Annotated in this window: 25 protein-coding genes and 1 pseudogene; 12 read left to right on the top strand and 14 right to left on the bottom strand. The window is 64.9% G+C overall.

What is annotated here, in order from left to right; genetic code table 11:
* Positions 1 to 26: 26 nt before the first annotated feature.
* Positions 27 to 776, bottom strand: a complete 750-nt coding sequence (phnF, locus tag ACMDCR_RS11310) for a phosphonate metabolism transcriptional regulator PhnF (protein ID WP_413992619.1) — start codon at positions 774 to 776, stop codon at positions 27 to 29.
* Positions 777 to 854: 78 nt separating this feature from the next.
* Between phnF and phnG the strand changes: the two genes are divergently transcribed.
* The 8 genes from phnG (at position 855) to phnN (ending at position 7,450) form a co-directional block, all read left to right on the top strand.
* Positions 855 to 1,334, top strand: coding sequence for a phosphonate C-P lyase system protein PhnG (phnG, locus tag ACMDCR_RS11305; RefSeq protein WP_413992618.1), 480 nt, complete (start codon positions 855 to 857; stop codon positions 1,332 to 1,334).
* Positions 1,334 to 1,930: a phosphonate C-P lyase system protein PhnH gene (gene phnH, locus ACMDCR_RS11300; RefSeq protein WP_413992617.1), complete on the top strand. Its 597-nt coding sequence runs from the start codon at positions 1,334 to 1,336 to the stop codon at positions 1,928 to 1,930. Before phnG ends, phnH begins: the two co-directional genes overlap by 1 nt.
* Positions 1,931 to 3,028, top strand: coding sequence for a carbon-phosphorus lyase complex subunit PhnI (locus ACMDCR_RS11295; RefSeq protein ID WP_413992616.1), 1,098 nt, complete (start codon positions 1,931 to 1,933; stop codon positions 3,026 to 3,028).
* A gap of 140 nt (positions 3,029 to 3,168) precedes the next feature.
* Positions 3,169 to 4,086: an alpha-D-ribose 1-methylphosphonate 5-phosphate C-P-lyase PhnJ gene (locus ACMDCR_RS11290; RefSeq protein WP_413993592.1), complete on the top strand. Its 918-nt coding sequence runs from the start codon at positions 3,169 to 3,171 to the stop codon at positions 4,084 to 4,086.
* Positions 4,087 to 4,166: 80 nt separating this feature from the next.
* Positions 4,167 to 4,955 carry a phosphonate C-P lyase system protein PhnK gene (phnK, locus tag ACMDCR_RS11285; protein WP_413992615.1) on the top strand — a complete coding sequence of 263 codons (789 nt, stop codon included), beginning with the start codon at positions 4,167 to 4,169 and terminating at the stop codon, positions 4,953 to 4,955.
* A complete protein-coding gene (phnL, locus tag ACMDCR_RS11280; protein WP_413992614.1) occupies positions 4,952 to 5,662 on the top strand; it encodes a phosphonate C-P lyase system protein PhnL in 711 nt (236 codons plus the stop codon). The genes phnK and phnL overlap by 4 nt, the downstream gene beginning before the upstream one ends.
* A gap of 28 nt (positions 5,663 to 5,690) precedes the next feature.
* Positions 5,691 to 6,842, top strand: a complete 1,152-nt coding sequence (locus ACMDCR_RS11275) for an alpha-D-ribose 1-methylphosphonate 5-triphosphate diphosphatase (protein WP_413992613.1) — start codon at positions 5,691 to 5,693, stop codon at positions 6,840 to 6,842.
* Positions 6,839 to 7,450: a phosphonate metabolism protein/1,5-bisphosphokinase (PRPP-forming) PhnN gene (gene phnN, locus ACMDCR_RS11270; RefSeq protein WP_413992612.1), complete on the top strand. Its 612-nt coding sequence runs from the start codon at positions 6,839 to 6,841 to the stop codon at positions 7,448 to 7,450. The genes ACMDCR_RS11275 and phnN overlap by 4 nt, the downstream gene beginning before the upstream one ends.
* A gap of 67 nt (positions 7,451 to 7,517) precedes the next feature.
* Here phnN and ACMDCR_RS11265 read toward each other — a convergent pair whose 3' ends face one another.
* The 7 genes and pseudogenes from ACMDCR_RS11265 to petA all read right to left on the bottom strand — a co-directional run bounded on the left by ACMDCR_RS11265 (position 7,518) and on the right by petA (position 15,096).
* Positions 7,518 to 8,558 (bottom strand): LacI family DNA-binding transcriptional regulator, encoded by a 1,041-nt coding sequence (locus ACMDCR_RS11265; RefSeq protein WP_413992611.1) that lies wholly within the window; start codon positions 8,556 to 8,558, stop codon positions 7,518 to 7,520.
* Positions 8,559 to 8,729: 171 nt separating this feature from the next.
* A complete protein-coding gene (gene ychF, locus ACMDCR_RS11260) occupies positions 8,730 to 9,830 on the bottom strand; it encodes a redox-regulated ATPase YchF (protein WP_413992610.1) in 1,101 nt (366 codons plus the stop codon).
* A gap of 164 nt (positions 9,831 to 9,994) precedes the next feature.
* Complete coding sequence (pth, locus tag ACMDCR_RS11255; protein ID WP_413992609.1) at positions 9,995 to 10,597, bottom strand: aminoacyl-tRNA hydrolase; 603 nt, start codon at positions 10,595 to 10,597, stop codon at positions 9,995 to 9,997.
* A 152-nt stretch (positions 10,598 to 10,749) separates the two neighbouring features.
* Complete coding sequence (locus ACMDCR_RS11250; protein ID WP_413992608.1) at positions 10,750 to 11,385, bottom strand: 50S ribosomal protein L25/general stress protein Ctc; 636 nt, start codon at positions 11,383 to 11,385, stop codon at positions 10,750 to 10,752.
* A 228-nt stretch (positions 11,386 to 11,613) separates the two neighbouring features.
* Entirely contained in the window at positions 11,614 to 12,159 is a 546-nt protein-coding gene (locus tag ACMDCR_RS11245) for an adenine phosphoribosyltransferase (RefSeq protein WP_413992607.1), read from the bottom strand.
* A 153-nt stretch (positions 12,160 to 12,312) separates the two neighbouring features.
* Positions 12,313 to 14,524, bottom strand: a pseudogene (locus tag ACMDCR_RS11240) (cytochrome c1).
* A gap of 11 nt (positions 14,525 to 14,535) precedes the next feature.
* Positions 14,536 to 15,096: a ubiquinol-cytochrome c reductase iron-sulfur subunit gene (petA, locus tag ACMDCR_RS11235; RefSeq protein ID WP_413992606.1), complete on the bottom strand. Its 561-nt coding sequence runs from the start codon at positions 15,094 to 15,096 to the stop codon at positions 14,536 to 14,538.
* Positions 15,097 to 15,405: 309 nt separating this feature from the next.
* Here petA and ACMDCR_RS11230 point away from each other — a divergent pair, with 309 nt between their 5' ends.
* Positions 15,406 to 15,891 (top strand): tRNA (cytidine(34)-2'-O)-methyltransferase, encoded by a 486-nt coding sequence (locus tag ACMDCR_RS11230; RefSeq protein WP_413992605.1) that lies wholly within the window; start codon positions 15,406 to 15,408, stop codon positions 15,889 to 15,891.
* A 73-nt stretch (positions 15,892 to 15,964) separates the two neighbouring features.
* Entirely contained in the window at positions 15,965 to 16,873 is a 909-nt protein-coding gene (gene hemF, locus ACMDCR_RS11225; protein ID WP_413992604.1) for an oxygen-dependent coproporphyrinogen oxidase, read from the top strand.
* Positions 16,874 to 16,890: 17 nt separating this feature from the next.
* Here the strand turns inward: hemF and ACMDCR_RS11220 are convergent, their stop codons facing one another.
* Entirely contained in the window at positions 16,891 to 17,673 is a 783-nt protein-coding gene (locus ACMDCR_RS11220; RefSeq protein WP_413992603.1) for an SDR family oxidoreductase, read from the bottom strand.
* 105 nt (positions 17,674 to 17,778) lie between these two features.
* Here ACMDCR_RS11220 and ACMDCR_RS11215 point away from each other — a divergent pair, with 105 nt between their 5' ends.
* Together ACMDCR_RS11215 and ACMDCR_RS11210 are read left to right on the top strand one after the other, a co-directional pair.
* Entirely contained in the window at positions 17,779 to 18,372 is a 594-nt protein-coding gene (locus tag ACMDCR_RS11215; RefSeq protein ID WP_413992602.1) for a TetR family transcriptional regulator C-terminal domain-containing protein, read from the top strand.
* Positions 18,369 to 19,262: a haloalkane dehalogenase gene (locus ACMDCR_RS11210; protein ID WP_413992601.1), complete on the top strand. Its 894-nt coding sequence runs from the start codon at positions 18,369 to 18,371 to the stop codon at positions 19,260 to 19,262. The genes ACMDCR_RS11215 and ACMDCR_RS11210 overlap by 4 nt, the downstream gene beginning before the upstream one ends.
* A 16-nt stretch (positions 19,263 to 19,278) precedes the next feature.
* On the opposite strand, the gene ACMDCR_RS11205 is transcribed toward ACMDCR_RS11210, so the two are convergent.
* From ACMDCR_RS11205 to ACMDCR_RS11185, 5 genes are all read right to left on the bottom strand, one after another.
* Positions 19,279 to 20,040, bottom strand: coding sequence for an SDR family oxidoreductase (locus ACMDCR_RS11205; RefSeq protein ID WP_413992600.1), 762 nt, complete (start codon positions 20,038 to 20,040; stop codon positions 19,279 to 19,281).
* A gap of 21 nt (positions 20,041 to 20,061) precedes the next feature.
* On the bottom strand, positions 20,062 to 20,304 hold the full coding sequence (locus tag ACMDCR_RS11200; protein ID WP_413993591.1) for a hypothetical protein: 243 nt from the start codon (positions 20,302 to 20,304) through the stop codon (positions 20,062 to 20,064).
* A gap of 303 nt (positions 20,305 to 20,607) precedes the next feature.
* Complete coding sequence (locus ACMDCR_RS11195; RefSeq protein WP_413992599.1) at positions 20,608 to 22,680, bottom strand: hypothetical protein; 2,073 nt, start codon at positions 22,678 to 22,680, stop codon at positions 20,608 to 20,610.
* The gene (locus ACMDCR_RS11190) at positions 22,680 to 25,469 is read right to left on the bottom strand and encodes a DUF4159 domain-containing protein (protein WP_413992598.1); all 2,790 of its coding nucleotides are present in this window, start codon (positions 25,467 to 25,469) and stop codon (positions 22,680 to 22,682) included. Before ACMDCR_RS11190 ends, ACMDCR_RS11195 begins: the two co-directional genes overlap by 1 nt.
* Positions 25,469 to 26,377: a DUF58 domain-containing protein gene (locus tag ACMDCR_RS11185; RefSeq protein ID WP_413992597.1), complete on the bottom strand. Its 909-nt coding sequence runs from the start codon at positions 26,375 to 26,377 to the stop codon at positions 25,469 to 25,471. The genes ACMDCR_RS11190 and ACMDCR_RS11185 overlap by 1 nt, the downstream gene beginning before the upstream one ends.
* Positions 26,378 to 26,379: the final 2 nt, after the last annotated feature.

Genomic DNA, 26,379 nt, shown 5'->3' with positions numbered 1-26,379 from the left:
GCAATCTCAGCACCACCCAATCGCCCTCAGCTCTGCAGCAAGATCTCCGCGCGATCTGCCGCGAAGACGCCCTTGGTGGCCTGGATGGGCACACCGCCGAGATCGACATTGACGCTGTCGACCACCATCACCGGCCGCCCGGGGGCAATGTCCAGGCCAGCGGCTTCCTCGGGCGAGGCGAAGCGGGCGCTGACCCTCGTTTCCCGGCGCTTGTAGTCATCGACTCCGCAGGCGGCAAAGGACGGCGTAACGGCGCCAAAGCGGCGATAGGCGGCCTCGAAGCCTGCGAAACGTGGCAGGGGAATGCAGGAGTGGCCGATCGCGATCGGCACGCCGTCGGCAAGCCGCGCAGTGTGCAGCCTGAGGACCAGGCTGCCGGGCGGGATCGCCAGGAGGCCGGCAATACGTGCATCGGCTTCGATCTCGGCCGCATCGAGAATGACACCGCCGGGTTCGCGGCCCTCCTGCGCAATATTCTGGCTGAAACGGGTGCGCGTACCGATAGGATAGGCGAGGCGCGCCGCCTCAACGAAGGTGCCACGCCCCTGCGCCGTACGCACCAGCCCCTTGTCGGCCAGCTCGGCCAGCGCCCGGCGCACCGTATGGCGGTTGACCGTGAAGCGCGCGGCCAACACCGCCTCAGTCGGCAATTGGCTGCCGGGTACGAGCAAGCCACCGGCGATCTCAGCCTCCAGGAGGTCGGCGATCTTGCGCCAGGCGGCGATGCCGTCGCCGCGGCTGGTGAAAAATTCCTGGGCCTGAGCCGGTTTTGTCATGGCGTCGTTGCAGAGTTGGTCATATAGTTGTCTATAACACTAGACAACATCATCTCAAAGCTCGAATCCGGCTTCGTCATGAATGAAACCTCTCCCGATATCCACCGCCAGGTCCAAACCAGCCTGAAGGCCCGTCAAGCTGCGATGCGGCTATGCGCCCATGCATCCCGGGTGGAGCTCGACCGTGCCCTCGCCGTCCTCGCACCGCTGCCTGCCCATACCCCGTTGCGACCCGCGCAGACAGGCCTAGTGATGCTGCAGGGGCGGATCGGTGGGGACGGCGCGCCCTTCAATCTTGGCGAGGCCAGCACTTCGCGCGCCACCATACGCCTCGCGAGCGGCGAGATCGGCTTCGCGTATCATCTCGGCCGCGACCTCGCCAAGGCCAACGCTGCCGCCCTTCTCGATGCGCTCTGGCAGGACGAGGGCCGGCGCGAGGCGGTGAGCAAGGCCTTGCAGCCGGTCGCCGCCCGCCTTCAGGCTGAAGCTGCGACAACGGCGCGGCAGACGGCGGCGACAAAGGTCAATTTCTTCACCATGGTCCGGGGAGAGGATTAATGGCCGATCTCGCTCCCGGCTTTGCCGACGTAGCACTCGACTCGCAGGCTGTGTTCCGTGCCTGCATGAACGCCCTCGCCCGTCCGGCCCTGCCGCAGCCGCTCGCGACGGAACTGGCGCCGCCCGCCCCGTTGACGCCGGAATTGGCGGCCCTCGCCCTGGCCATGGCCGACCATGAAGCGCCGCTGTGGCTGGATGCGGCGTTGCGGGGGGAGCCCGGGGTGCGACGCTATCTCGCCTTTCACACCGGCGCCCGCTTTGTCGAAGATCCAGCCGAGGCGACGTTTGCGCTCATCGGCGATGCCGCCGCCTGCCCACCCTTCGAACGTTTTGCGCTGGGCAGCGATGAATACCCCGATCGCTCGACCACGCTGCTGATTGCGGTCAACCGACTTGAGGCGGCAGAGGAATTCGTCTTCACCGGCCCTGGTATCAAGGAGCCTATCGGCCTCGGCATCGCCCCACTGCCATCAGGTTTCCGGCAGCAGCTCCACGCCAATGCCGCACTCTTCCCGCGTGGGGTCGATCTCATCTTCACGACGACAAGGCGCATCGCTGCTTTGCCACGCTCGTCCCGGCTGATTGGGGAGGCTTGAATGTATGTCGCGGTGAAGGGTGGCGAAGAGGCCATCGACAACGCCCATCGCCTGCTCGGCCATGTCAGGCGCGGCGATGCCGGCATCCCCGAACTCTCCCCCGAGCAGATCCGCGAGCAGCTTGCGCTCGGCGTCGACCGTGTGATGGCGGAAGGCTCGCTCTATGACCGAGACCTCGCGGCGCTCGCCATCAAGCAGGCGCGCGGCGATCTCGTCGAGGCGATCTTCCTGGTGCGCGCCTACCGCACCACGCTACCGCGCTTCGGCCACGGCGTGCCGCTCGACACCGATGCGATGGTGATCCGCCGGCGCATCTCCGCCACCTTCAAGGACCTGCCCGGCGGGCAGATCCTCGGGCCGACTTTCGACTACACCCACCGTCTGATAGATTTCCTGCTGGAAGCGGGTGGCGAGGTCGGGGCACCGGAGGAAAGGCCCGCCACCGGAGAAAAAACACCTCGCGTCAGCGACCTCCTCAGCGGCGAAGACCTGATCGAGCGCAATGCCGTCCCCGATGATGGCAAGGCCGTCGGCGACATGACGCGCGAGCCGCTGGAGTTTCCCGCCGACCGCGACTTGCGCCTGCAGTCCCTGGCGCGGGGCGACGAAGGCTTCCTGCTCTCCCTCGCCTATTCCACCCAGCGTGGCTATGGCCGCACCCATCCTTTCGTCGGCGAGATCCGCCTTGGCGAGGTCGAGGTGGAGTTCGTGCCCGAGGAGCTTGGTTTTGCCGTGCCTATGGGTGCGATCACCCTCACTGAATGCCAGATGGTCAACCAGTTCGCGGGCTCGGCGGAGGCACCGCCGCAATTCACCCGTGGCTACGGCCTCGTCTTCGGTCAGGCCGAGCGAAAGGCGATGTCCATGGCGCTGGTCGACCGCTCGCTGCGCGCGCGCGAATTCGGCGAGGAGGCGAGGTCGCCGGCACAGGACGAGGAATTCGTGATGTCCCATTGCGACAATGTGCAGGCCACCGGCTTCGTCGAGCATCTGAAGCTGCCGCATTACGTCGACTTCCAGGCGGAGCTCGACCTGGTGCGGCGCTTAAGGGCGGAGCACGCCGAGCGACGCGCGAAGGTCGAGGAGGACGCGGCATGAGTGGGACAGAGGGTCATCCCGGCCGAAGCGAAGTGCAGAGCGGCCAGTCGCGTCATCATCCGGGCACTGCGCTGCGCTCCGGCCGGGATGACGCCGCGACCGGCTACAACTTCGCTTATCTCGACGAGCAGACGAAGCGCATGATCCGCCGGGCGATCCTGAAGGCGATCGCCATCCCCGGCTACCAGGTGCCCTTCGCCTCGCGCGAGATGCCGATGCCCTATGGCTGGGGCACGGGTGGCGTGCAGGTGACAGCGGCGGTGATCGGTCCAGACGATGTGCTCAAGGTCATCGACCAGGGCGCCGACGACACCACCAATGCTGTCTCGATCCGCCGCTTCTTCGCCAAGACGGCAGGCGTCGCCACAACGACTTCCACGGAAGAAGCAACCATCATCCAGACGCGCCACCGCGTACCGGAGGCTAGGCTGAAGCCCGATCAGATCCTTGTCTACCAAGTGCCGATTCCCGAACCCCTGCGCTATCTCGAGCCGCGCGAGACGGAGACTCGCAAGCTGCATGCCCTCGCCGATTACGGCCTGATGCATGTGAAGCTTTATGAGGACATCGCCCGCCACGGCCATATCGCCACCACCTATGCCTATCCGGTGGAGGTTGCCGGGCGCTACGTCATGGACCCTTCGCCGACGCCGAAATTCGACAATCCGAAGATCGACAATTGCGAGGCGCTGCAGCTCTTCGGCGCCGGCCGCGAGAAGCGCATCTATGCCGTGCCGCCACATACCAGGGTGAGGAGCCTCGACTTCGAGGACCACCCCTTCACGGTGCAGACCTTCAAACAACCTTGCGCCCTTTGCGCAGCCGAAGGGGTCTATCTCGACGAGGTCGTGCTCGACGACCGCGGCGGTCGCATGTTCGTATGCTCGGATACGGATTACTGCGAGAAGCGGCGGGCGGATGGCCACAAGGGCGCCATGCTGGGCGAGGCGTCCCAGCTGGGAGCGCACACGTCCTCGTCCGCTCTTCCTTCGTCGTCGAGCGAAACGTTTCCAAGAGCGGACGAGGATGTCCGCGTTCCCAGGGAGGCAGCGCCATGAACGAGGACATCCCGGGTGCGCGGACGTCCCGTCCGCATCTTGGAAACGGTGTACTTGCAGGAGAGCAAGGAGCGGACAAGATGTCCGCGGACCCGGGAAATACCCCCCTCCTCCAAGCCAGCGGCCTTACCAAGCATTACGGCCTGCGTCTCGGCTGCGCCGACGTTTCCTTCGACCTCTACGAGGGCGAGGTTCTCGCCGTCGTCGGTGAATCCGGCTCGGGCAAGTCCACGCTGCTCAGTCTGCTCTCCAGCGAGCTCGAGCCGACCTCGGGCCATGTCCGTTACCGCATGCGCGACGGTCGGACGCGCGATCTCTTCTCGCTCAGCGAGGCCGAACGGCGCTTCCTGCTGCGCACCGACTGGGGATTCGTGCGCCAGGATGCGCGCGAGGGCCTGCGCATGGGCGTCTCGGCCGGCGCCAATGTCGGCGAACGGCTGATGGCTGTCGGCGCCAGGCATTATGGCGATATCCGCGCCGCGGCGCTCGACTGGCTCGGCCGTGTCGAGATCGAAGCCAACCGCATCGACGACCGGCCGACCAGCTTTTCCGGCGGCATGCGTCAGCGCCTGCAGATCGCCCGCAACCTGGTGACCAAGCCACGCCTTGTCTTCATGGACGAGCCGACTTCCGGCCTGGATGTCTCCGTGCAGGCCCGCCTTCTCGACCTCCTGCGTGGCCTGGTGGCCGATCTCGGCATTGCCGTCATCATCGTCACGCACGACCTGTCTGTCGCACGGCTGTTATCGCACCGGATCATGGTGATGAAGCAGGGCCGCGTGATCGAGACCGGCCTGACCGATCAGGTCCTCGACGATCCGCACGAGGCCTATACGCAGCTTCTGGTTTCTTCGGTGCTTGCGGCATGACCACTCCCATTCTTACCCTCGAAGGTGTCTGCAAGAGCTTCACCCTGCATCTGCAGGGCGGCCTGAGCATCGGTGTGATGCAGGATGTCGGCTTTTCCGTCGCCCCCGGCGAATGCGTGGTGCTGGGCGGGCCCTCGGGCGCCGGCAAGTCCTCGATCCTCAAGATGATCTACGGCAATTATCGCTGCGATGTCGGCTCCATCCGGCTGCATGACGGCGACGAACCCGTGGATGTCGCCACCGCCGAGCCCCGGCGTATCCTTGCCCTGCGCAAGCATACCATGGGCTATGTCAGCCAGTTCCTGCGCGTCATCCCCCGCGTGCCGGCGATTGCCATCGTTGTCGATGCCGCCCGCGAGACCGGGCTCGACGAGACGCAGGCGACCGCTCGCGCCAGACGCCTCCTCAGCCTGCTCAACGTGCCCGAGCGGCTCTGGGGCCTTCCACCAGCGACCTTTTCCGGCGGCGAGCAGCAGCGCGTCAATATTGCCCGGGGCCTCGCGCCCGATCGTCCGCTCCTGCTCCTCGATGAGCCCACCGCCTCGCTCGACGCGGCCAACCGGGCCGTGGTGGTCGATCTCATTTCCGAGAAAAAAACGGCCGGTGTCGCAATTGTGGGCATTTTTCATGATGAAGATGTTCGCGAGAAGGTTGCGGACCGAATCGTCGACGTCACTCGTTTTTCGCCTGACCAAGCTGCTGCCTGACCGGACCTGACCCAATTGGACCTGACCTATGCCGGACCTTGATCAATTCCTCCTCACCAACGCCCGCCTTGTCCTCGCCGACAGGGTGATCGAGCAGGGATGGCTCGCCGTCGACAAGGGCGAGATCGCCGATCTCGGCGAAGGCGCTGCCCCGGAGAAGGGTCTGGACATGGGTGGCGACTATTTGCTGCCGGGCCTGATCGAGCTGCATACCGACCATCTGGAAGCTCATTACACGCCCCGCCCTTCGGTGCGCTGGCATACGCTGAGCGCGGTGATGGCCTATGACGCCCAGATCGCCAGCGCGGGCATCACCACGGTGTTCGACTCGATCCGCCTCGGCTCCGCCGCTCTGGAAAGCACGATCGCAAGCGAGGGCCGGCAGCTTGCCGACGCCCTTGAAGAAGCGCGCCAAGGCGGGCATCTGCGGGTCGAGCATCGCACGCATCTGCGTTGCGAACTCGCAACCCACGACGTCGTCACGGACTTCGACTATTTCCGCGAGACCTATCCAATCCACATGATCTCGCTGATGGATCACACACCGGGCCAGCGCCAGTTCCAGAACCTCGACCAGTGGCTGAAGTTCTACATGCCGCGCCGCGTGCGGGGCGACGCCGATGTCGAGGAGTTTATCCAGACCAAGCTGGCGAAGCACCAGCAATATGCCGCCTTCAGCCGCACCAACCTGGTCAAGTCAGCACGCGAGCATGGCATAGTCATCGCCAGTCATGACGATGCCACCGCTGGCCATGTCGAGGAAGCGGTGGGCGACGGCGTTGCCATCGCCGAGTTCCCTACGACGCTGGAAGCCGCCCTTGCCTCTCACAAGGCCGGCATCAGCGTGATGATGGGCGCGCCCAACGTCGTGCGCGGCGGCTCGCATTCCGGCAACATCGCCGCGGCCGATCTCGCCAAGAAGGGCGTGCTCGACATTCTCTCTTCCGACTATGTGCCGGCCTCGCTCCTGCTCGCCGCCTTCCAGTTGCCGGAACGCGTTGATGGCATCGATCTTACGACCGCCATGCGCATGGTCAGCGACACGCCCGCCAAGGCCACGGGGCTCGACGATCGCGGCCGGCTGGAGAAGGGCCGTCGTGCCGACATCGTCCGCGTAATCCAGGCAGGCACCACGCCAATCATCCGCCGCGTCTGGCGCCAGGGCCGGATAGCAGCATGAGCACCGAAGAGAGGGTTCCCTTCGCGCCGGTGCCGAGCCATGGCAAGCTCATTGCCATCGTCGGGCCGAGCGGCGCCGGCAAGGATACGCTGATCGATGCGGCGCGCGCCGAATTCGCCGGACATCCCGGCCTTGCCTTCCCCCGCCGGATCATCACCCGCGAAAGTTCCTCTGCCGAGGATCACGACACGATGTCCGAAGCCGAATTCGCCAGAATCGAGGCCGAGGGAGGCTTCTCGCTCTCCTGGCGTGCGCATGGGCTAAGCTACGCCCTGCCCCGGGAGGTGCGCAGCGCCACCGAACGCGGCATCCATGCCGTGTGTAACCTCTCTCGTTCGAGCCTGTCGGAAGCCCGCGAGCGCTTCGCCCGGGTGAATGTCGTGCTGGTTACCGCGCCCGCCGAGGTCATCGCCCAGAGGCTCGCGGCGCGCGGTCGCGAGAGCGCGGAGGTGATCCGCGCCCGCCTCGCCCGCAAGGTCGACCGCGAGGACGCGCTGCATCCCGACCTCATCATCACCAATGATGGGCCGGTGGAAGCCGCCGTCGACCGCTTGCTGGCGCATCTGCGAGCTGAGCTGTCGAGCAGCGCGCGCCAGGCGGCGGAGTAATCGGACTTGCACCTCGGGGGCGCTGTCCCATGGCACTCGCCCCCGAACCGCCAAGAGAAGATCCCGCCTACTTCAACAAGGTTGCTACCGAACCGCGAAAATCGAGCTGGCACTGCACTTCCAGGGATCGCGGCGGATCGGCGGGGTTGGCGAGACGCGCGATCATCTGGTTCCAGGCCGCCTCCGCGATCTGGTCGATGGGCTGGATCACGGCGGCGATGGGGGGATGCGTCACCTGCATCCATTCGACGTCGTCGAAGCCCACCACGGAGAGGTCTGCAGGCACCACCAAGCCACGGCGCTCTACCTCACGCAGGATCGCCATGGTCGCGGGACCGAGCAAGGCGAAAGCAGCGCTCGGGAGCCTGCCCTTGTCGAACCGAGCCACCATCGCCTCGGTGGCCGTGCCGACATCAGGCCCGCATTGCACCACCTCGATGCTGTCGGCAATGCCGGCTTCCTGCGCGGCCATCATCACGCCCGCCAGGCGGTCACGCATATTGGTACGTTCGAGCGTGGCGGTGGCGATCATGATGCGCTTGTGACCTCTGGCCACGAGTTCACGGATGACAGCGGCGCTCGCCTCGATATTGTCGACATTGACCTTGTCGAAGCTGCTCTCGTCCGGCACGCGGTCGAGCAGTACGGTGGCGACCTTCTGGTCAAGGATGGAGGTCTCCGCCGCCAGGCGGGCTTCGGTAGGCACCACGATCAGGCCAGCCACGCGCCAATCGAGCAAGGCTTCAATCTGGGCGGCTTCGCGCTCAACCTTCTCCGCGCTGCTCACCGCCACCAGGCGGTAGCCGCTGCCTTCGGCCAGTCGCTCGAAGGAAGCAACCATGGAACCGAAGAAGGGGTTGCGGAAGTCCGGCACCACCAACCCAATGATAGAGCGGCGCGAGCGGCGCAGATTGGCAGCCAGCGGATCGACACGGAAGCCGAGTTCGCGCACCGCGGCATGAATGCGAGCAACGCTCTCGGCCTTCACGGCACCAAGGCCGCGAAGCACCTTGGAAACGGTGGCGGGTGATACATTCGCAAGCCTGGCGACATCGTGAATAGTTGCCCGTTCACCAGTTGATCTTCGCTGCGGCTCGTCTTGGGCCATTGTTTCCTGCCTCTGTCACAAACAAGGCCATCCAAACAGTATAACACAGATAAATCGGTTTTTTCGTCCGCGCACAACAAAAAGCGCGCAAGAAGGCAAAGCCGGTCATTTTCTGCCGTTAGGGAATGTACAATCGGTTCTTGCAACTTTCGATTGTAATCGCGCGACGCCTCACGTCGCAAAGCGAAAATGAAGGACGTCGCCATCGGCGACGACATAATCCTTGCCTTCGAGCCGGAACTTGCCGGCCTCCTTGGCGCCGCTCTCGCCGTTCAGGGCGACATAGTCACCATAGGCGATCGTCTCGGAGCGGATGAAGCCTTTCTCGAAATCCGAATGGATGACGCCAGCTGCCTGCGGCGCCCGCATGCCCTGGGTGATGGTCCATGCACGCGCCTCCTTGGGACCGACGGTGAAGTAAGTCACCAGGCTCAGGAGTTCGTAGCCCGTGCGAATGACGCGGTTGAGGCCGGGTTCTTCGAGCCCGATCGCCTCGAGATAATCCTTCTGCTCCTCGGGCGGCAGCACGGCGATCTCGCTCTCGATCTTGGCGGAGACGACCACGGCCTTGGCGCCTTCTTCCGCGGCGCGGGCCTTGACCTTGTCGGAGAAGGCATTGCCCTTGTCGGCAGAGGCTTCCTCGACATTGCAGACATAGAGCACCGGCTTGGCGGTGAGGAGTTGCAGCATGTCGAAGGCGCGGCGCTCTTCGGGCCGAACCTCGACGAGACGCGCGGGCTTGCCCTCGCGCAAAAGCACCAGGGCGCGATTGACCAGCTCGAGCGTCTCCTTGGCTTCCTTGTCGCCGCCGGTCTTGGCCTTCTTCTCCAGCGCCGTCACACGGCGCTCCAGGCTATCGAGATCGGCGATCATCAATTCGGTTTCGATGGTCTCGATATCGGCTATCGGATCGATCTTGCCTTCGACATGGGTGACATCGCCGTCCTCGAAGCAGCGCACGACATGGGCTATGGCGTCGCATTCGCGGATATTGCCGAGGAACTGGTTGCCGAGGCCTTCTCCCTTCGAGGCGCCGCGCACCAGGCCCGCGATATCGACGAAGGTGAGGCGCGTCGGAATGATGTTGGCCGACTTGGCAATGGCCGCCAGCCTCTCCAGCCGCTCATCCGGCACGGCAACGTCGCCGACATTCGGCTCGATGGTGCAGAAAGGATAGTTTGCCGCCTGCGCCGCCGCCGTCTGCGTCAGCGCGTTGAACAGGGTCGACTTGCCGACATTGGGCAGGCCGACAATACCGCATTTGAAACCCATGGCTCTCGCTCGTTCATCAGGACCGGGGCGTCCCAGCCTCCGGTAAAATTGTTATGCGCTGGGTAGATAGGAAGGGGCGCGGCGTCAATGGAGCGCGGACTTCCAGTCCGCATCTTTCACGCTAGCGCGACGTCTCGGAATGCGGACTGGAAGTCCGCGCTCCCTCAAGCCCCCGCCAGCTTCGCGGCGCCGTGTCCCCGCCCCTCCATGAACAGGTGCACCTTGTTCTGGAAGCTCGCATCCTCGCCATCGGCCAGAAGCTGGGCGGCGTCGGCGCAGGACGCGCAGAGATCCTCGACCCAAGGCCACTCTGCCTTGGCGAAATCGGCCAGCACGAAATGCAGTACGAGCGCCTTGTCGCCGGGATGGCCGATACCGAGCCTGATACGGCGATAGTCATTGCCGCAGTGAGCGGTGATCGAGCGCAGGCCGTTATGGCCGGCATTACCGCCACCGACCTTCACCCGCATCTTGGCAGGAGCCAGATCGAGCTCATCATGGAAGACGGAGATATCGGGAAGGCCGATCTTGTAGAAGCGCATGGCCTCCCCTACCGACTGACCGCTCTCGTTCATATAGGTCTGGGGCTTGAGCAGCATCACCCGCTCATTGCCGATGGTGCCCTCGCTCACCTGGCCCTGGAAGCGCGAACGCCAGGGCGCAAAACGATGGCGCCGTGCGATCTCATCGATAGCGAGGAAACCTATGTTGTGCCGGTTGCCGGCATATTTGGCGCCCGGATTGCCGAGCCCGACGAACAGACGCATGACGGAACCTGATTCAGGGCACTTTCGAAAAATCTATGCAGACTCTTCTGCGAAGAAAATGCGTCACGGCAGAAATAGGGCATGTTGCCATGTCCAAAAAGGGAAATGGCCGGGACATGCCCGGCCACTCCAGAAACGGCAGACAGGCCGGATTACTTCTTGGCAGCCGGCGCAGGGGCAGCGGCGGGTGCGGCAGTCGGCTCCGCAGCAGCAGGAGCAGCTTCTTCGCCAGCCGGCGGCAGGATCGAGACGAGGGTCGCGTCGTCCTGGCCAACATAGGAAACGCCTTCCGGCAGCGTGATCTGCGAGATGTGCACGGAATCGTTGATCGCGAGCGCGGAGACATCGACGTCGATGGAATCGGGGATCTTGTCGGCCGGCGCCAGAACCGTCAGCGCATGAGTCACGACGTTGACCGAACCACCGAGCTTGACGCCGGGAGAGGCGGCAGCATTGATGGCATGGACCGGGATTTCAACGCGCAGGCGCGAACCGGCATCGACGCGCAGGAAGTCGACATGCTCGACGGTATCCCTCACCGGGTCGAGCGCATAGTCACGCGGAATGGCGCGGGTCTTCTTACCATCGACCTCGATCTCGAAGACGGTGGTGAGGAAATGGCCGGCATAGACGAGAAGGTTGGTCGCCTTGGAGTCGAGCGCGATGGAAACGGGGGGCTTGCCGGCGCCGTAGATCACGGCCGGCACTTTTCCTTCACGACGAACGGCACGCGCGGCCCCCTTGCCCACTTGCGTACGCGCCGTGGCGGAAATCTGCTTCACGGACATCTGGATATTCCTTGGTAGGATCAAATAAAAAGGCCGCTCATGCGGCCGGTTCGGCTGTCCCGCATTGCCTCCAGGGGTGTCTGGTCGCAGGACGGGCTTCCTATAGACGGATCGTGCAGGAATTGCAACGAGGGTGAACGCAACTTCCCGGGATCGCAGGCATCCTTGCCTGCTCTTGGAGACGCGGCGGTTCAAGATGCGGGCAAGGATGCCTGCGATCCCAGGAAGTCAATGCCCGTCGAACGACATCAGCGTATGCACGGGCACACCGAGCGCCCGGATTTTGTCCGCGCCCTTGAGGGCCGGCAGGTCGATCACGAAGACGGCCGCGATTACATCCGCTCGGATCTCGCGCAGCAGCTTCACCGCCGCTTCCGCCGTACCGCCAGTGGCGATGAGATCGTCGACCAGGATGACCTTCTCGCCCGGCTTTACCGCGTCCTTGTGCACTTCCATCTCGTCGAGGCCATATTCGAGCGAATAGGCGATGCGCACCGTATCGTGCGGCAGCTTGCCTTTCTTGCGCACGGGCACGAAGCCGGCCGAGAGCTGGTGGGCCAGCGCGCCGCCAAGGATGAAGCCGCGCGCCTCGATGCCCGCCACCTTGTCGATCTTGGAGCCTGCCCAGGGCTGCACCAGTTCGTCGATCGCGCGCCGGAAGGCCCAGGCATCGCCAAGCAAAGTGGTGATGTCGCGGAACTCGATGCCGGGCTTGGGGTAGTCGGGAATGGTGCGGACGGCATCCTTGAGGATGCGGGCAATCTGGCTGGTCATGGCGCCTTCCTACGATAACTTCCCTTCGATGCACGATTCCCGCGCTGTTGCAACCTCAGGAATGATCGGGTTGCCACGAACCGCAGGAACCCAAAACAAAACGGCCGGAGCATTCACTCCGGCCGCCTGCTTCGTTGCGATATCGATTCGCCATCAGTGGGCGTCGATCCAGACCTTCTTCTTGGTGTACCAGAGCAGGCCGGAGAGCACGATCAGGAAGATCAGGACCTTGAGGCCGTTCTGCTTGCGCTCGACCAGCGTCGGATCGCCGGCCCAGGCCAGGAACGCCGCGACGTCCTTGGTATATTGGTCGACCGTCTGCGGCGCGCCGTCGGTGTATTCCACCTGGCCGTCCTGGATCGGCTTGGCCATGGCGATCGAATGGGCCTCGAAGACGCTGTTGTAATGCAAGCCCTCCGGCACCTTGAAGGGGGCGACGGTCCTCTTGCCTGGATTGCTCGGGTCTTCGGTGGCGACCAGCGGCGGCTTCTCGCCCTTGGCTTCATTGAGATAGCCATCGGTGATCAGCGCATGGATATAGTCGGGACCCTGTTCCTGATATTGCGTGAACACGTCGAAAATGAACCAGGGGAAACCCGACTTCGCGCCGCGCGCCTTGGCGAGCAGCGACATGTCCGGTGGCACGGCGCCGTTGTTGGCAGCTCGCGCGGCGTCGTCGTTCGGGAAGACCAGCGGGAAATAATCAGCCGGGCGGCCGGGACGGTCGACAGGCTGGCCCTTATCGTCGAAATCGGCAATCGAATAGGTCGCGGCGAGAGCCTTGACCTGGCCTTCGGTGAACTCGGGGCCGCCCGGATCGGCAAGGTTGCGGAAGGCAACGCGATGCAGGCTGTGGCAGGCCGAGCAGACTTCCTTATAGACCTTGAAGCCACGCTGCAGCTGCTCCGGGTCGAACTTGCCGAGAGGACCCGCAAAGCTCCAGCTCTGCTTCGGTGGATACATGACCGGCGGCGTTTCGGGGATATTGCTGTCGTCCTGCGCAGGCGCCGGAACCGCATAGCCAGCGACCATCGTGAGGGCTGCCAGCGCGAGGCCGAAACGGACCAGGCGCGGTGAGGGTTTGAACATCCGAATCATTGCAGTTCCACCCTCAGCCGTTGAGTTGCGGAGCGGGATCTCCGCTTGATTTCGCCAGGATCGCATCCGCAATGGAAGCGGGCACAGGCTTTGTCTGCTCGAACAGCCCCAGCAGAGGCAGAACGATGATGAAGTAAGCGAAATAGAGGGCGGTCAATACGCGGCCGACGGTCAGCAGAACGCCCTGCGGCGGCTGCGAGCCTACCCAGCCAAGGCCGAGGCAAACGGCCACGAAGATGAAGAACACCACGCGGAAGACCGGGCGATAGACCGCCGAACGCACCTTGGAGGTGTCGAGCCAGGGCAGCAACGCCAGCATGGCGATGGAGCCGAACATCATGATGACGCCGAGCAGCTTGTCCGGGATCGAGCGCAGGATGGCGTAGAAGGGCAGGAAGTACCATTCAGGCACGATCTCGGCCGGGGTCTGCGCCGGGTTGAACGGCACATAGTTCACGGGATCGCCGAGATAATCGGGGATGTAGAACACGAAATACATGTAGAGGATGAGGAAGAAGGCAGTGCCGGTGGCATCCTTCAGCGTCGCATAGGGTGTGAAGGCGACCGAATCCTTCTCGGTCTTGATGTCGACCCCGGCCGGGTTGTTCTGGCCGACCACATGCAGCGCCCACACATGCAGGACCACGACGCCCGCGATCATGAAGGGCAGGAGGTAATGCAGCGAGAAGAAGCGGTTCAGCGTCGGGTTGCCGACGGCATAGCCGCCCCACAACCAGGTCACGATGGTATCGCCGACCACCGGAATCGCCGAGAACAGGTTGGTGATCACCGTGGCGCCCCAGCCGGACATCTGGCCCCAGGGCAGCACATAGCCCATGAATCCGGTGGCCATCATCAGGAGGAAGATGACCACGCCGAGCAGCCAGAGCACCTCGCGCGGGCCCTTGTAGGAGCCGTAATACATGCCGCGGGCGATATGGAGATACACCGCGATGAAGAACATCGAGGCGCCGTTGGCATGCAGCTTCTGGATCATCCAGCCCCAGTTCACATCACGGCGGATAAGGTCGACCGAGGTGAAGGCGAGCTTGGCGTCAGGCACGTAGTGCATGGCCAGCACGACGCCGGTCAGGATCTGCGCGCCGAGCATGAAGGACAGGATGGCGCCGAAGGTCCACATATAGTTGAGGTTGCGCGGCGTCGGATAGGCGATGAAGGAGGAATGAACCAGTGCGCCAAGCGGCAGGCGGCTTTCGAACCACTGTCCGAGGGCGCTTTTCGGGGTCCAGGTCGAGGATCCGCTCATGGAATGTGACCTTAAGCTTTGGGGGTCGAATCGGAGTCGGCGCCGATGATGATCTTGCTGGCGCTCTCGAAACTGTAGGGCGGAATGGCAAGATTGAGCGGTGCAGGCCCCTGGCGGATGCGGCCGGAGGTGTCGTAGACCGAGCCGTGGCAGGGGCAGAACCAGCCGTGATAGGGCCCTTCATTGATGAGCGGGATGCAGCCAAGATGGGTGCAGATGCCGATCACGACCAGCCACTGCTCGTCACCCTTCTTCACGCGCTCGGCGTCCGTTTGCGGGTCACGGAGGGAGGAAACGTCGACATTGTCGGCTGCCGCGATCTCTTCCTTGGTGCGATGGCGCACGTAGATCGGCTTACCGCGCCAGAACACCTTGACATTCCCGCCTTCGGGAATCGGCGTCAGATCGACCTCGACGGGGACACCGGCAGCGATGGTCGCCTTGTCAGGCTGCATCTGGTCGATAAAAGGCCAAATGGCGCTAGCGACACCCACAGCACCGACCGCGCCGGTAGCAATGTAAATGAAATCGCGACGAGTGGGCTCTGCGGCGTTTTCGTTCGTGGCTGCCACGGATCGATCCTTCTCATACGTCGCACCCCGGCTGCCGCCGGGGTGATGGAGGAACGGGACGGGGGACGCCCAGCGCCTGCCAAACTCTGCTAAACTTCGGCCACCCCAGGCGCGCACGAAGGGATCGCGGCGAAACTAGGGCAAACCTCATCACGGGCTCATGCCACTCTGTTGCGAAGTTGTCTAGATCGTGCAGCCTGCTAATGGCGCTATGTCGCATGACATCAACGCCATTCGTACCGAATCCCGTCTACGTGTGCTGACGGACCGGCAACCCGGGGCGTTCGGCCACCGCAAGCGAATATGGAAATGCCACTAAGCCTCGCGCTCTACCAGCCCGACATCCCGCAGAACACCGGCATGATGCTGCGGCTGTGCGCGTGCCTGGGCGTGAGCGCCGATATCATCGAGCCCGCCGCCTTTCCGGTTTCCGACCGCGCATTCCGCCGGGCCGGCATGGACTATCTCGACCGGATCGAGATCGTGCGCCACGCCTCTTTCGCGGCCTTCGAGGCCCGACGCGCGTCCAGCGGCCGCCGCCTCGTGCTGCTGACCACCAGGGGTGCCACACCCTACACGGAATTCGCCTTTACTGCCGACGACATCCTTCTGGTCGGCCGGGAATCAGCGGGCGTGCCCGAAAGCGTGCATGACGCGGCTGACGCCCGCATCATCGTGCCCATGCGCCCTGGCTTCCGTTCGCTGAATGTCGCCGTAACAGCGGCCATGGTGATGGGAGAGGCCCTGCGGCAAACAAGCGGATTCCAGGGGCTGCCTGGCGGAACGCCTGCCTGATTGGCGTATAATCATTGGCCCTGGGTTGATCTGGCGCAATTGCCTGCCCGACGAGATGACGTATAGAGGTGGCATGACAACAGAATTGCTTGACTATCCCGCCGACCTCGATTCCCGCAAAAATGAAGCCCGCGCCTGGTTCGAGGAACTGCGCAACCGTATCTGCCAATCGCTGGAGCGGCTGGAGGACGAGCTTCCCGATACGCTGGCGCCGACCGGCACCAAGCCCGGGCGTTTCGTCCGCAAGCCCTGGCAGCGCACCGACCACACCGGCAGCGCCGGCGGCGGAGGCGTCATGGCGATGATGAAGGGCCGCGTATTCGAGAAGGTGGGCGTGCATTGCTCCACCGTGCATGGCGAGTTCTCGCCTGAATTCCGCCAGGAGATCCCGGGCGCCGGCGAGGATCCCCGTTTCTGGGCCTCGGGCATCTCGCTGATCGCCCATCCCTGGAACCCGAATGTGCCCGCCGTGCACATGAACACGCGCTTCGTGGTCACCACCAAGGCCTGGTTCGGCGGCGGCGCGGACCTGACCCCCGTGCTCGACCGCCGGCGCACGCAGGGTGACCCCGACACCAGAGCTTTCCATGCCGCCATGCGCGAAGCCTGCGAGGCGCACGAGGTCGCGGACTATCCACGCTACAAGAAATGGTGCGACGACTATTTCTTCCTCAAGCACCGCAACGAGCCGCGCGGCATCGGCGGCATCTTCTATGACGGCCTGGCCTCCGGCGACTGGACTGCGGATTTTGCCTTCACGCAGGCCGTGGGGAAGAACTTTGCCGCCGTCTACCCGGAGTTGGTTGCCCGCAACTTCGCCACACGCTGGAGCGATGCCGACCGCGAGGAACAATTGGTGCGGCGCGGGCGCTATGTGGAGTTCAACCTGCTCTATGACCGCGGCACGCTATTCGGGCTCAAAACCGGCGGCAATGTCGAATCGATCCTGTCCTCGATGCCGCCCGCGGTGAAATGGCCCTGACGTCCGCGCTCCCAGGGTTACCCAAACGACGCCCTGAACGCCCCGCCGTCGAGCAGCAGGTTCTGGCCGACGATATAGCCTGACGACGACGCACAGAGGAAGACGCAGGCGTCCCCGAACTCGGCGGGATCGCCGAAACGCCCGGCGGGGATGGCCCTGGTGCTCTCCGCCATCTCCTCCTCCGGCGTGAGGCCGTTCTCCTGTGCCGCCGCCACACTCATGTTGCGCAGGCGGTCGGTAAGGAATGAGCCAGGCAGCAGATTGTTGATCGTCACATTGTAGGGCGCCACCTGCCGAGCCAGCCCGCCAAGAAACCCCGTGAGCCCCGAGCGCGCGCCATTGCTGAGGCCGAGCGTCGGGATCGGCGATTTCACGGCGGAGGAGGTGATGTTGACGATGCGCCCGAAGCGCCGGCCGATCATGCCGTCGACCACTGCCTTGATCAGCTCGATCGGCGTCAGCATGTTGGCATCGAGCGCCTTGAGCCAGTCCTCGCGCTGCCAATCCCGGAAGTCGCCGGGCGGCGGTCCGCCGGCATTGTTGACCAGGATATCGGGCTCGGGACACGCCGCGAGCGCCATCGCCCTCCCCTCTGGCGTCGCGATATCGCCCGGGGCGATCGACACCTGCGCGCCTGTTTGCTCCAGGATGCCGGCCGCCGCGTTCTCCAGGGTAGCGAGCGTGCGTCCAGTGATGGTGACCGCGACGCCCTCCCGGGCGAGAGCGGTGGCGCAAGCCAGTCCAAGGCCCTTGCTGGCCGCGCAAACCAGGGCACGGCGCCCCTTCAGACCGACATCCATGGCGATTTCCTCCTGCGATTGGGCGTGAGACTTGCCTTCCCGGCCGGCGAATTCAACTTGAAAAATCGTGATTGACTCTCAATACGTTCGTACGCATTATGAGTCATGGCCAAAGCATCCCACCGCGACAGCATCATCGACGCCGGCATCCGGGTGATGTTCAGGAAGGGCTATGTCGGCGCCGGCGTGCGCGACATTGCAGCCGAGGCCTCCGCGCCGCTCGGCTCCTACACCAATCATTTCCGCTCGAAGGAGGGCTTCGCCAGTCTCGTGCTGGCACGCTATTTCGAGAATCTGAAGAGCGTGGTCAGCGAAGCGCTCGACGATACCAGCCTGACACCACGCCAGCGCCTGCGGCGCTATCTCGACATCATCACGGCTCGCCTGGCGCAGGACCATTTCACCCGCGGCTGCCTGATCGGCGATTTCAGCCTCGAGGCCGCGCCGCAGAGCGAAATGCTGCGCGACCAGCTCGTCGAGATCTTCGCAGAGTGGCGCGCGCCCTTCGCCGCCTGCATCGGCGAGGCCCAGGCCGCGGGGGAGATCGCCAAGACCTTCACGCCCGACGACCTCGCCGAATTCCTGCTCGCTTCCTGGGAGGGAGCGATCCTGCGCATGAAGGTCGACCGCACGGCCGAGCCTCTGGAGCGCTTCAAACGCATCGCCTTTGCCACCGTCTTCGAGGAGCAACGCCCATGATACCGGATATCAGCCTGCCGCAGATCCCCGTTCTCGGCTCGACCATGGCTTATCGCGAATACCGCCGGCCTGGCGCGCCAGTGGCGCTTTTCCTGCATGGCAATCCCACCTCGTCCTATATCTGGCGCAACATCATGCCCCTGGTTGCGCCTTTTGCCCATTGTATCGCGCCCGACCTCATCGGCTTCGGCCAATCCAGCAAGCCCGACATCGACTATCGCTTCGAGGATCACGTCCGCTATCTCGACGCCTTCCTCGAGAGGATGGGCATCACCTCGGCCTATCTGGTGGTGCAGGATTGGGGCAGCGCCCTCGCCTTTCACCTCGCCGCGCGCCGGCCGGAATTCGTGCGCGGCCTCGCCTTCATGGAATTCATCCGCCCCATGCCGAGCTGGGAGGACTTCGTGCGGAGAACGGCGGAAAGGGAGATCTTCCGGAAATTCCGGACGCCGGGAGAAGGCGAACGGCTGATCCTCGATGACAACGCCTTCGTCGAGGGCGTTCTGCCGGGCGCCATACTGCGCACACTCAGCGAAGAGGAAATGGCCGTCTATCGAGCGCCATTCCCGACGCCACAATCCCGCCGGCCGACCTGGCGCTTCCCCAATGAGTTGCCGATCGAGGGCCAGCCCGCGGACGTCTATGCGCTAATGGAGGAGGCGCACCACGCCCTGACCTCCTCGCGCTATCCCAAGCTCCTCTTCGCGGGCAATCCGGGCGCATTGATCGCACCGGACTTCGCGGAGCGCTTCGCTGCGGGCCTGCACGATTGCGAGTTCGTGCAACTCCCCTCCGGCGCGCATTATCTGCAGGAGGATCATCCGCAGGAGATCGGGAAGGCCGTTGCCGGATGGATCGAAAGGCAGCGGCGGTTGGCGGCAGCAGGTTGAGCCGGCCGGCGGTGGATCACACCTTCGGATCCGGGTTCTCCGTATGCCCATCCACGGCAATGATCTGGCCTGAGACGAAGCGTGCCGCTTCGGACGCCAGGAAAACCGCCATCGACCCGATATCCTTCGCGGAGATGAAGGAGCGCATGGAGGTACCGCTGGCGTAGCCTTCATAGATGGCATCGCGCGTGGTGCCCTTGATGGCGGCCTCGTGCGCGAGCACGCGCTCCATGCGCGGCCCTTCCACGGCGCCGGGGCAGATGGAGTTGGCGCGGATGCCGAAAGGGCCGAGTTCCATTGCAAGCGTCTTCATCAGGCCGTTCACCGCCCATTTGCTGGCGGCATAGGGCGCCCGATTGGGATAGCCATAGATGCCTGCCGTCGAGGAGGTGAGGATGATCGAGCCCGAGCGCTGCGCCTTCATCAGCGGCACGGCATATTTGGCGAAGAGGAACATGCCCTCCAGATTGACCGATAGGCAGCGCCGCCAGGCTTCCAGTTCGATATCCTCGATCAGGGCAGTCGGCCCGGCGACGCCGGCATTGGCGCAAAGCGTGTCAAGACCGCCCCATTCGGCCTGGAGCTGCTCGAACATATGGCTGACGGCGGCCTCGTCGGTGACGTCGAGCCGACTCCTGCGCCAGGCGGCGGGACAGGCGATGAGTGCCGTACCGTCGGCATCGACAACCCAGATGCGCGCACCCGTCGCCTCGAAGGCCTCGGCCACCGCCCGGCCGATGCCGCTGCCGCCCGCCGTGATCAGGACACGCTTAGCCATCCGCGCTCCGGCTAACGTTCGTCAGTCAGCCGTCGGCAGATGGCGCATCGTCACGAAGATTTGGCCATCCGGCAGTTCTTCCCAATATTCGATCTCGGTCATATAGGCGGCCTTGGGATAACGCGAAAAGAAATCGCGGGCCTTGGCGCGTGCTTCCTCGCGCGGCAAGGTGAAGCTCTCGCGCCGGAAACCCGAGGACAATTGCGCCCGCCGTTCCGCATGGCGCTTGGCAAGCGTTTTCGGCCGGATCTCGTCACTGCGCATCATTGCATCCTCGGCCTCTTCCCTTAAGGAAGGGCAGCACCAGAACTCATATTCCTAACGTAGTGCGTGAGGGCGCAAGAGTCGAATCGTAAGGGCATCTGGCATCGCGGCGAGCGCCGTCTTTTTTTACCGCCTGTCGGCAGCCGCGGACGTTCCTACGACGCTCAAGAGCGCGTTGGAGGGACGTCCGCGCTCCCAAAGTATTTTGCGATTAGACGGAATCGTCAAGAACCGCAAAGATGCGTCTGAACAAGGAGTTAGGCAAAGAAGCGTTCTTACGCTTGAGCGCGCCTTGCTTTGGGATTACCGCCCTTCCCTCGCCCACATCATCGATAGGCCGCCCAGTAGCAGCGCCAGGCCGATCAAGCCGGCGAAGAGTGGGAAGGAGGCGATGCCGCGCACCACCGTGGCCTCGCTGCGCTTCAGGCCGATCCAACCATCGCCGCCATAGGGCGAGCCGTCGCCGACGGCGCGCACGGCCGGAACCGCAAAACCCGCAGCGGAGGCGAGGCGCTGCACGGTGCCGCCGGTTTCTTTGGCGACCTCCTTCAGGCGATCGGGCGTCGAGATGAGATCCTGGAATTCGCGCGGATTGGCCGGACCGACATTGGTGATGGCCTGCAGCGCGCCATCCTGTGCATGCCAGATGCCCATCGTGTCGGTGGTGTAGTCCGCCGTCCACAGGCCGGGCTTCTCCGGCTTCAGGGTCAGCCGCGCCTTCTCGCCATTCGGCCCCGTGAGATCCACCGGCGCGACGCTGTCGGCCATGGTCTGACGCTCGATGGTGATGTCGCGGCCATTGGCCTTGGCGCGCAGGGCCTCCTCGTCGAGATCGGGCTCCTTCATCAGCCAGTGCGACAGGCGCCGCAGGAGGTCGACATAGGGTCCGCCGCCCTCATAGCCGCGCGCCCACAGCCAGGCATGGTCGGAGAGCAGCAGCGCCACCCGCCCCTTGTCCTGATGGGCGAGCACCAGCAGCGGCGCGCCCTGCGCCCCCGACATCACGGCGGTGCCCTCGCGCAGATTGGTCTCGACCGTGGTGTACCACTGCCCCCACGCCGGGGGGTTGGCGCCGGAACCCGGCAGATCGCGCGTCACGGGATGGCGTTTGCCGAGATCGCTAATCGCTGGCCGGTAGGGCTGGTAGAGCACGTTGCCCGTAGGCGCCGCAGGCAGGATATCGGCAAGCGCCGTGCCCCACAGGCTGTTCTCGGAAGCGTAATCGGCGCCGGAAGCCAGCAGGATCGCCCCGCCATTGCGTACGAACTCGGTCATATTGTCGAAATAAGCCGAAGGCAGCAGGCCCTCCTGGGCATAGCGGTCGAAGATGATGAGATCGAAGCGGTGGATCTCCTCATCGAACAGGCGATGAGTCGGGAACTGGATCAGCGAGAGCTCGTTGATCGGCGTGCCGTCCCCTTTCTGGGGCGGGCGCAGGATCGTGAAATGCACGAGGTCGACATTGGCATCGGCCTTGAGGAGGTTGCGCCAGGTGCGCTCGCCTGCATTGGGCTCGCCGGAAACGAGCAGCACGCGCATCTTCTCGCGAATGCCTTCGATCTCCAGCACGGCACGGTTGTTCACCGGCGAGAGCTCGCCCGGTACCGTCTCGGCCTCCAGTTCGACCACGTTGAGGCCGGCATGGTCAATCGGCACCTGCAGCGAGGAGACTTCGCCCACCGGCACGCTGGTACGCGCGATCTCCTCGCCGTCGCGGCGCAAGACAACCGTTGCGGTCGAGGGCATGTTCGGCCCGTGGTCGGTGATGCGGAAGCGGATGGTGGTCGATTGCTTGACCAGGCCGAAACGAGGCGCCTCGACCAGCGAGATCTGGCGATCGCGTTCGTCGGGCACGCCGGTGATCAGGCCATGCACGGGTGCCTTGAAGCCAAGTTCGGCTGCACGGGCGGGAACGTCGTCCACCACGCCATCGGTAAGGAGGACGGCGCCGCCGACCCGGTCGGGCGGCACGTCCGAAAGTGCGTTCGAGAGCGCGCCGAAGAGTCGCGTGCCGTCGGCGCTGGCGGGGTCGCCGCTGGCCTCGACCACGCGCAGATCGACATTGCCGAGCGCTTTCACCTGCCGGGTGATGGCATCGCGCGCCTCGTTGGTCTGACTGGTGCGATCACCGATACCCTGGGAGGCCGAGCGATCGACCACCAGGGCAACGACGTTCGGCAAGGGCTCGCGGTCCTGGCGCGACAGGATGGGGCCGCACAGCGCCAGCAGGAACAGGCCGAGCATCGCTGTGCGCAGCCAGGCCGCGCGCAGGCGGGCCACGATGCCAAGGAGGGCGACGACCGCCGCTACGCAGGCCAGAGCGATGATCGCGGCCCAAGGCAGCAGCGGGGCAAATTGCAGGGAGAAATCGCCCATCAGCGTCCGAGCCTTTCCAGGAGGTCCTGTACATGGACCTGGTCGGCCTTATAGTTGCCCGTCAGCGCATACATCACCATGTTGACGCCGGCGCGGTAGGCAAGTTCCCGCTGGCGTTCCAGACCGGTCGAGACCGGGAACAACGGGTTCATGTTGTCGTCGATAGCCCAGGCTCCTGCGAGGTCGTTGGAGGTGATGATGATGGGCGAGACGCCATCGCCATCCAGTACCGGCTTGTCGGCGTCGTCGGCCGTCTGGGGCGTTGCCTGCACCCAAGTCTCGCCTGTATCGTAGCGGCCCATGAACTTGTCGAGCAGGTAGAAGGTCTTGGTCAGCACATGCTTGGGTGGCACGGGCTCGAGCTCGGGAATGTCGAGCCCGGCGAGCAGTCGCTTCAGCGTGTCGCCGGCTGGCGTATCAGCCTGCCCGGCGTCGCGTTGCACGGCATCGCGCGTGTCGAAGATGACCATGCCGCCCGACTTCATGAAGGCATCCACACGCGCCATAACGGCCGGCGGTGGCGGATCCTGGCCGGGAACGATGGGCCAATAGATCAGCGGGTAGAAGGCAAGCTCGTCCTTGGCCAGATCGATGCCATCGGGCGGGCCCGGCTCCAAAGCGGTGCGCTCGGTGATATAGGCCGTCAGTCCCTTGAGACCGGCGAGACTGGTGTCGTCGGTCTCCTTGTCGCCGGTGACGACGTAGGCGAGGCGCGTTCTCAGCGCGGCATCGAAGGGGCGCGACTGGGCATGGGCCTCATGCGGCAGCGCCAGCACCATAGCGAACAAGACAAGCGCGGCCGCGCCCGTTCCCGCCCGGGTGAGGCGTGACAGCCCACCGGACATGAAAAATACGATCAGGGCATCCGCCATCAGCAGAACCAGCGCGAAGACCAGGATTGCTGGGCCGAGCGCCACCGGTTTGGCCACGGCATAAGCCTCGAACGTGGCATTCAGAGGCGCAAATTCCAGCGGCTTCAGGTAGGCATTTGGCGCCAGCGCGTTGACTGCCACCAGACCGTCCGGCGGGCCATAGAACCCCGGCGGATGGTCGGCACGTCCGACTCCCGGCTGGTCCACCCGTGCCGGCTGAGCAGTGGCCGGCGGCACCTCGAAGGCACCCAGCCCGTCCAGCGTCCGGCTGGGCGAAGCAAAGACCGGGGCGGTGCTGGATGCGGGCGCCCCGGCCGCGCTCGCATCGGCAGCCGGGCCCGATGTCGCCAATCCGACCACCTTGCGGAGCATTTCCGGGAAGGTGCCGGAAAGCACGAGGTTGGACCAGGTGGTATCGGCCGTCACGTGAAAGAGCACGAGAAGCCCTTTGCCCCGCTTTTCCGCGGTCACTAGCGGCGTGCCGTCGGCGAGCGTCGCCCAGGTCTTGCCGGGCAGGTCGATATCCGGCTCGGCCAGAAGCTGGCGGTTGATCGTGATGTCCTCGGGTACGGCGAGGCCCGCGAAGGGGCCGTTGGCGTCGAAACTGCCGAGCTTCTGCGGCTTCTCCCAGGAGAGGGCGCCGCCGAGCGTGCGTCCGCCCTCGCGCAGCTTGACTGGGAGCAGCGTATTTTCAGCGGCGGCAAGGCGCGAGCCGGCGAAGCGTACCAGCACGCCGCCATTGTCGATCCAGGACGATAACTTGTCCTCGGCGGGGCCGAGATTGCCGACATCGGCCAGCATGAGCACGGGCAGCTTGTCGTCGATGTAGCGGTCGATCGCCTCGCTCGGCGACGTGCCCTGGGCCGCACGCACATCGGCAAAGGGCTGGAGGGCGCGGCCCAGATAATAATTGGCCGACAGCAACGGCTGGCTGACGTCCTGATCCTGACCAGAGACGATGCCCACCACGCGGCGGCGCCAATTGCGGTCGAGCAATTGCACCGAGCCCGCCGAATTGGCGCCGACCAGCTCGATGCGGGCGATGTCGTTGCGGATATCGACGGGCAGATCAAGCGTGGCGGTGGTCTCGCTCGCGCCGGGCGCAAAGATGAAGTCGGCCTGGCCGACCGGGAGGCTCTTGAGATCGAGCGCCCGCACGCTTCCCTTCAGGGGCACCTCGAGCGTGCCTGTGCGCAGGACGCGCACCGAGACGCCGGAAGGCGCGTTGTTGGCGCCGGCGAGGGCCAGCACGTCGTGGGTGCTGTCGCGATAGACGGTGACCTTGCCCTCCTCGCCCGAGGGGGCGAGGGCCTTGAGGAAGGCATTGTCATCGGCACCGGCCAATCCGTCGGAAAACCAGGCGATCTCGGCATCGGGCTCGGCGCGCAGGAAATCCCCGATCGCCTTGGCGAAAACGCCCCGATTGGCCTGCCAGGGTTCGGGATTGAGCGCTGCGAGCTTCTCTGCCACCGCGGCAGCCGGACTGAGCGAAAGATCACTCACCGGCTCGGCCAGGGCCACCAGCGCTACGGGCCTGTGATCCTGCTCCGCGGTCTGCAGCGTCGCCTGGATAACGCTCTTGCGCAGATCCCAATTGGACGCCGCAGCCCAGCCATTGTCGACCAGTAGGAGCAGCGGACCGGAGCGCGGCAGGCCGGTATGGGCCGACGGCCGGAGGATGGGCACCGCCAACATGGCGATCACGCACGCCGCCAGCAGCAGGCGCAGCGCCGTCAGCCACCAGGGTGAGCGTGCGGCGACGCGCTGGCGTGGCATGAGATCGTAGAGCAGGCGCAGCGGCGGAAAGTCGATCCGCTGCGGGCGCGGCGGAATGAGGCGCAGCAGCAGCCAGATCGCCGGCAGCAGCACCAGGGCTGCCAGCATCCAGGGAGAGGCGAGGGCGAGCGTACCGAACATCAGCGGGCGCCCTGCTGCAGGAGGGGATGCACGGCAAGCACGGCCTGCGAGGCCGGCCTGTCGGTGCGGTGGAGCGTCATGCTCCAGCCAAAACGGCGCGCGACCGCGCGCACGGCGTCGCGATGGGCCGCCAGGCGCGTCTCATAGGCCTGTCGGATATCCTGGGCGCGGGCGGCCAGGAACTTGCCGCCGCTTTCGGGGTCGATCAGCTCGGTACGGCCGGCGAAGGGGAAGGTCTCTTCCACCGGGTCGGCGATCACGAGCAGATGACCGCGGGCGCCGCGGCTGGCGAGCGCCCCGATTGTGGCAGCGAGCGTCTCGGGCTCGCCGAGGAAATCGCCGATCAGGATGGCTTCGCTACGTGGCGCCAGGGCGATACGATCAGGCAGGCCGGAGGGCTCCTCCTTGGCAGTCATCATCGCAAGAGCCAGCTTCTGGATGATGGCGCGTTGCGAGGAAGGCCTCACCACGCCGATCAGGCCGACGCGCTCGCCTCCGCGCACCAGCAGATCGGCAAGGGCGAGGCAGAGCATCAGCGCGCGCTCGATCTTCGAGGTCTGGGCGAGGCTGGATGCGAGATTCATCGAGGCCGAGCGATCGACCCACAGCCACAGCGTCTGCGCGGCGTCCCATTCATGCTCACGCACATAGAGCGCATCGCCCCGTGCCGAGCGGCGCCAGTCGACACTGGATGCCGCCTCTCCGGAAGCGAAGTGACGGAACTGCCAGAAATTCTCCCCCTGCCCGGCGCGGCGGCGGCCATGCAGGCCATGCATCGCGGTGGCCGCAACCTGCCTTGCCTCGAGCGCGAGCCTGGGCATGGCCTGCGCGAGATCGAGGGCAGCCTGCTGCACACCGACCGACTTGAGGGCCGCCTGTTCGCTGACGAGCCGGGTGGATACCGCCATGG

It is taken from the genome of Labrys okinawensis (genome assembly GCF_047345005.1).
GTDB classification, from domain to species: domain Bacteria; phylum Pseudomonadota; class Alphaproteobacteria; order Rhizobiales; family Labraceae; genus Labrys; species Labrys okinawensis.
Note: the sequence above shows the minus strand (reverse complement) of the source record. Positions and strands in the feature narration are given on the sequence as shown.

Excerpts from the sequence above, each read along its gene's own strand:
- phnF (WP_413992619.1), bottom strand. The coding sequence starts at position 776 with ATGACAAAACCGGCTCAGGCCCAGGAATTTTTCACCAGCCGCGGCGAC.
- phnG (WP_413992618.1), top strand. The coding sequence starts at position 855 with ATGAATGAAACCTCTCCCGATATCCACCGCCAGGTCCAAACCAGCCTG.
- phnH (WP_413992617.1), top strand. The coding sequence starts at position 1,334 with ATGGCCGATCTCGCTCCCGGCTTTGCCGACGTAGCACTCGACTCGCAG.
- ACMDCR_RS11295 (WP_413992616.1), top strand. The coding sequence starts at position 1,931 with ATGTATGTCGCGGTGAAGGGTGGCGAAGAGGCCATCGACAACGCCCAT.
- ACMDCR_RS11290 (WP_413993592.1), top strand. The coding sequence starts at position 3,169 with ATGATCCGCCGGGCGATCCTGAAGGCGATCGCCATCCCCGGCTACCAG.
- phnK (WP_413992615.1), top strand. The coding sequence starts at position 4,167 with ATGTCCGCGGACCCGGGAAATACCCCCCTCCTCCAAGCCAGCGGCCTT.
- phnL (WP_413992614.1), top strand. The coding sequence starts at position 4,952 with ATGACCACTCCCATTCTTACCCTCGAAGGTGTCTGCAAGAGCTTCACC.
- ACMDCR_RS11275 (WP_413992613.1), top strand. The coding sequence starts at position 5,691 with ATGCCGGACCTTGATCAATTCCTCCTCACCAACGCCCGCCTTGTCCTC.
- phnN (WP_413992612.1), top strand. The coding sequence starts at position 6,839 with ATGAGCACCGAAGAGAGGGTTCCCTTCGCGCCGGTGCCGAGCCATGGC.
- ACMDCR_RS11265 (WP_413992611.1), bottom strand. The coding sequence starts at position 8,558 with ATGGCCCAAGACGAGCCGCAGCGAAGATCAACTGGTGAACGGGCAACT.
- ychF (WP_413992610.1), bottom strand. The coding sequence starts at position 9,830 with ATGGGTTTCAAATGCGGTATTGTCGGCCTGCCCAATGTCGGCAAGTCG.
- pth (WP_413992609.1), bottom strand. The coding sequence starts at position 10,597 with ATGCGTCTGTTCGTCGGGCTCGGCAATCCGGGCGCCAAATATGCCGGC.
- ACMDCR_RS11250 (WP_413992608.1), bottom strand. The coding sequence starts at position 11,385 with ATGTCCGTGAAGCAGATTTCCGCCACGGCGCGTACGCAAGTGGGCAAG.
- ACMDCR_RS11245 (WP_413992607.1), bottom strand. The coding sequence starts at position 12,159 with ATGACCAGCCAGATTGCCCGCATCCTCAAGGATGCCGTCCGCACCATT.
- ACMDCR_RS11230 (WP_413992605.1), top strand. The coding sequence starts at position 15,406 with ATGCCACTAAGCCTCGCGCTCTACCAGCCCGACATCCCGCAGAACACC.
- hemF (WP_413992604.1), top strand. The coding sequence starts at position 15,965 with ATGACAACAGAATTGCTTGACTATCCCGCCGACCTCGATTCCCGCAAA.
- ACMDCR_RS11220 (WP_413992603.1), bottom strand. The coding sequence starts at position 17,673 with ATGGATGTCGGTCTGAAGGGGCGCCGTGCCCTGGTTTGCGCGGCCAGC.
- ACMDCR_RS11215 (WP_413992602.1), top strand. The coding sequence starts at position 17,779 with ATGGCCAAAGCATCCCACCGCGACAGCATCATCGACGCCGGCATCCGG.
- ACMDCR_RS11210 (WP_413992601.1), top strand. The coding sequence starts at position 18,369 with ATGATACCGGATATCAGCCTGCCGCAGATCCCCGTTCTCGGCTCGACC.
- ACMDCR_RS11205 (WP_413992600.1), bottom strand. The coding sequence starts at position 20,040 with ATGGCTAAGCGTGTCCTGATCACGGCGGGCGGCAGCGGCATCGGCCGG.
- ACMDCR_RS11200 (WP_413993591.1), bottom strand. The coding sequence starts at position 20,304 with ATGCGCAGTGACGAGATCCGGCCGAAAACGCTTGCCAAGCGCCATGCG.
- ACMDCR_RS11195 (WP_413992599.1), bottom strand. The coding sequence starts at position 22,680 with ATGGGCGATTTCTCCCTGCAATTTGCCCCGCTGCTGCCTTGGGCCGCG.
- ACMDCR_RS11190 (WP_413992598.1), bottom strand. The coding sequence starts at position 25,469 with ATGTTCGGTACGCTCGCCCTCGCCTCTCCCTGGATGCTGGCAGCCCTG.
- ACMDCR_RS11185 (WP_413992597.1), bottom strand. The coding sequence starts at position 26,377 with ATGGCGGTATCCACCCGGCTCGTCAGCGAACAGGCGGCCCTCAAGTCG.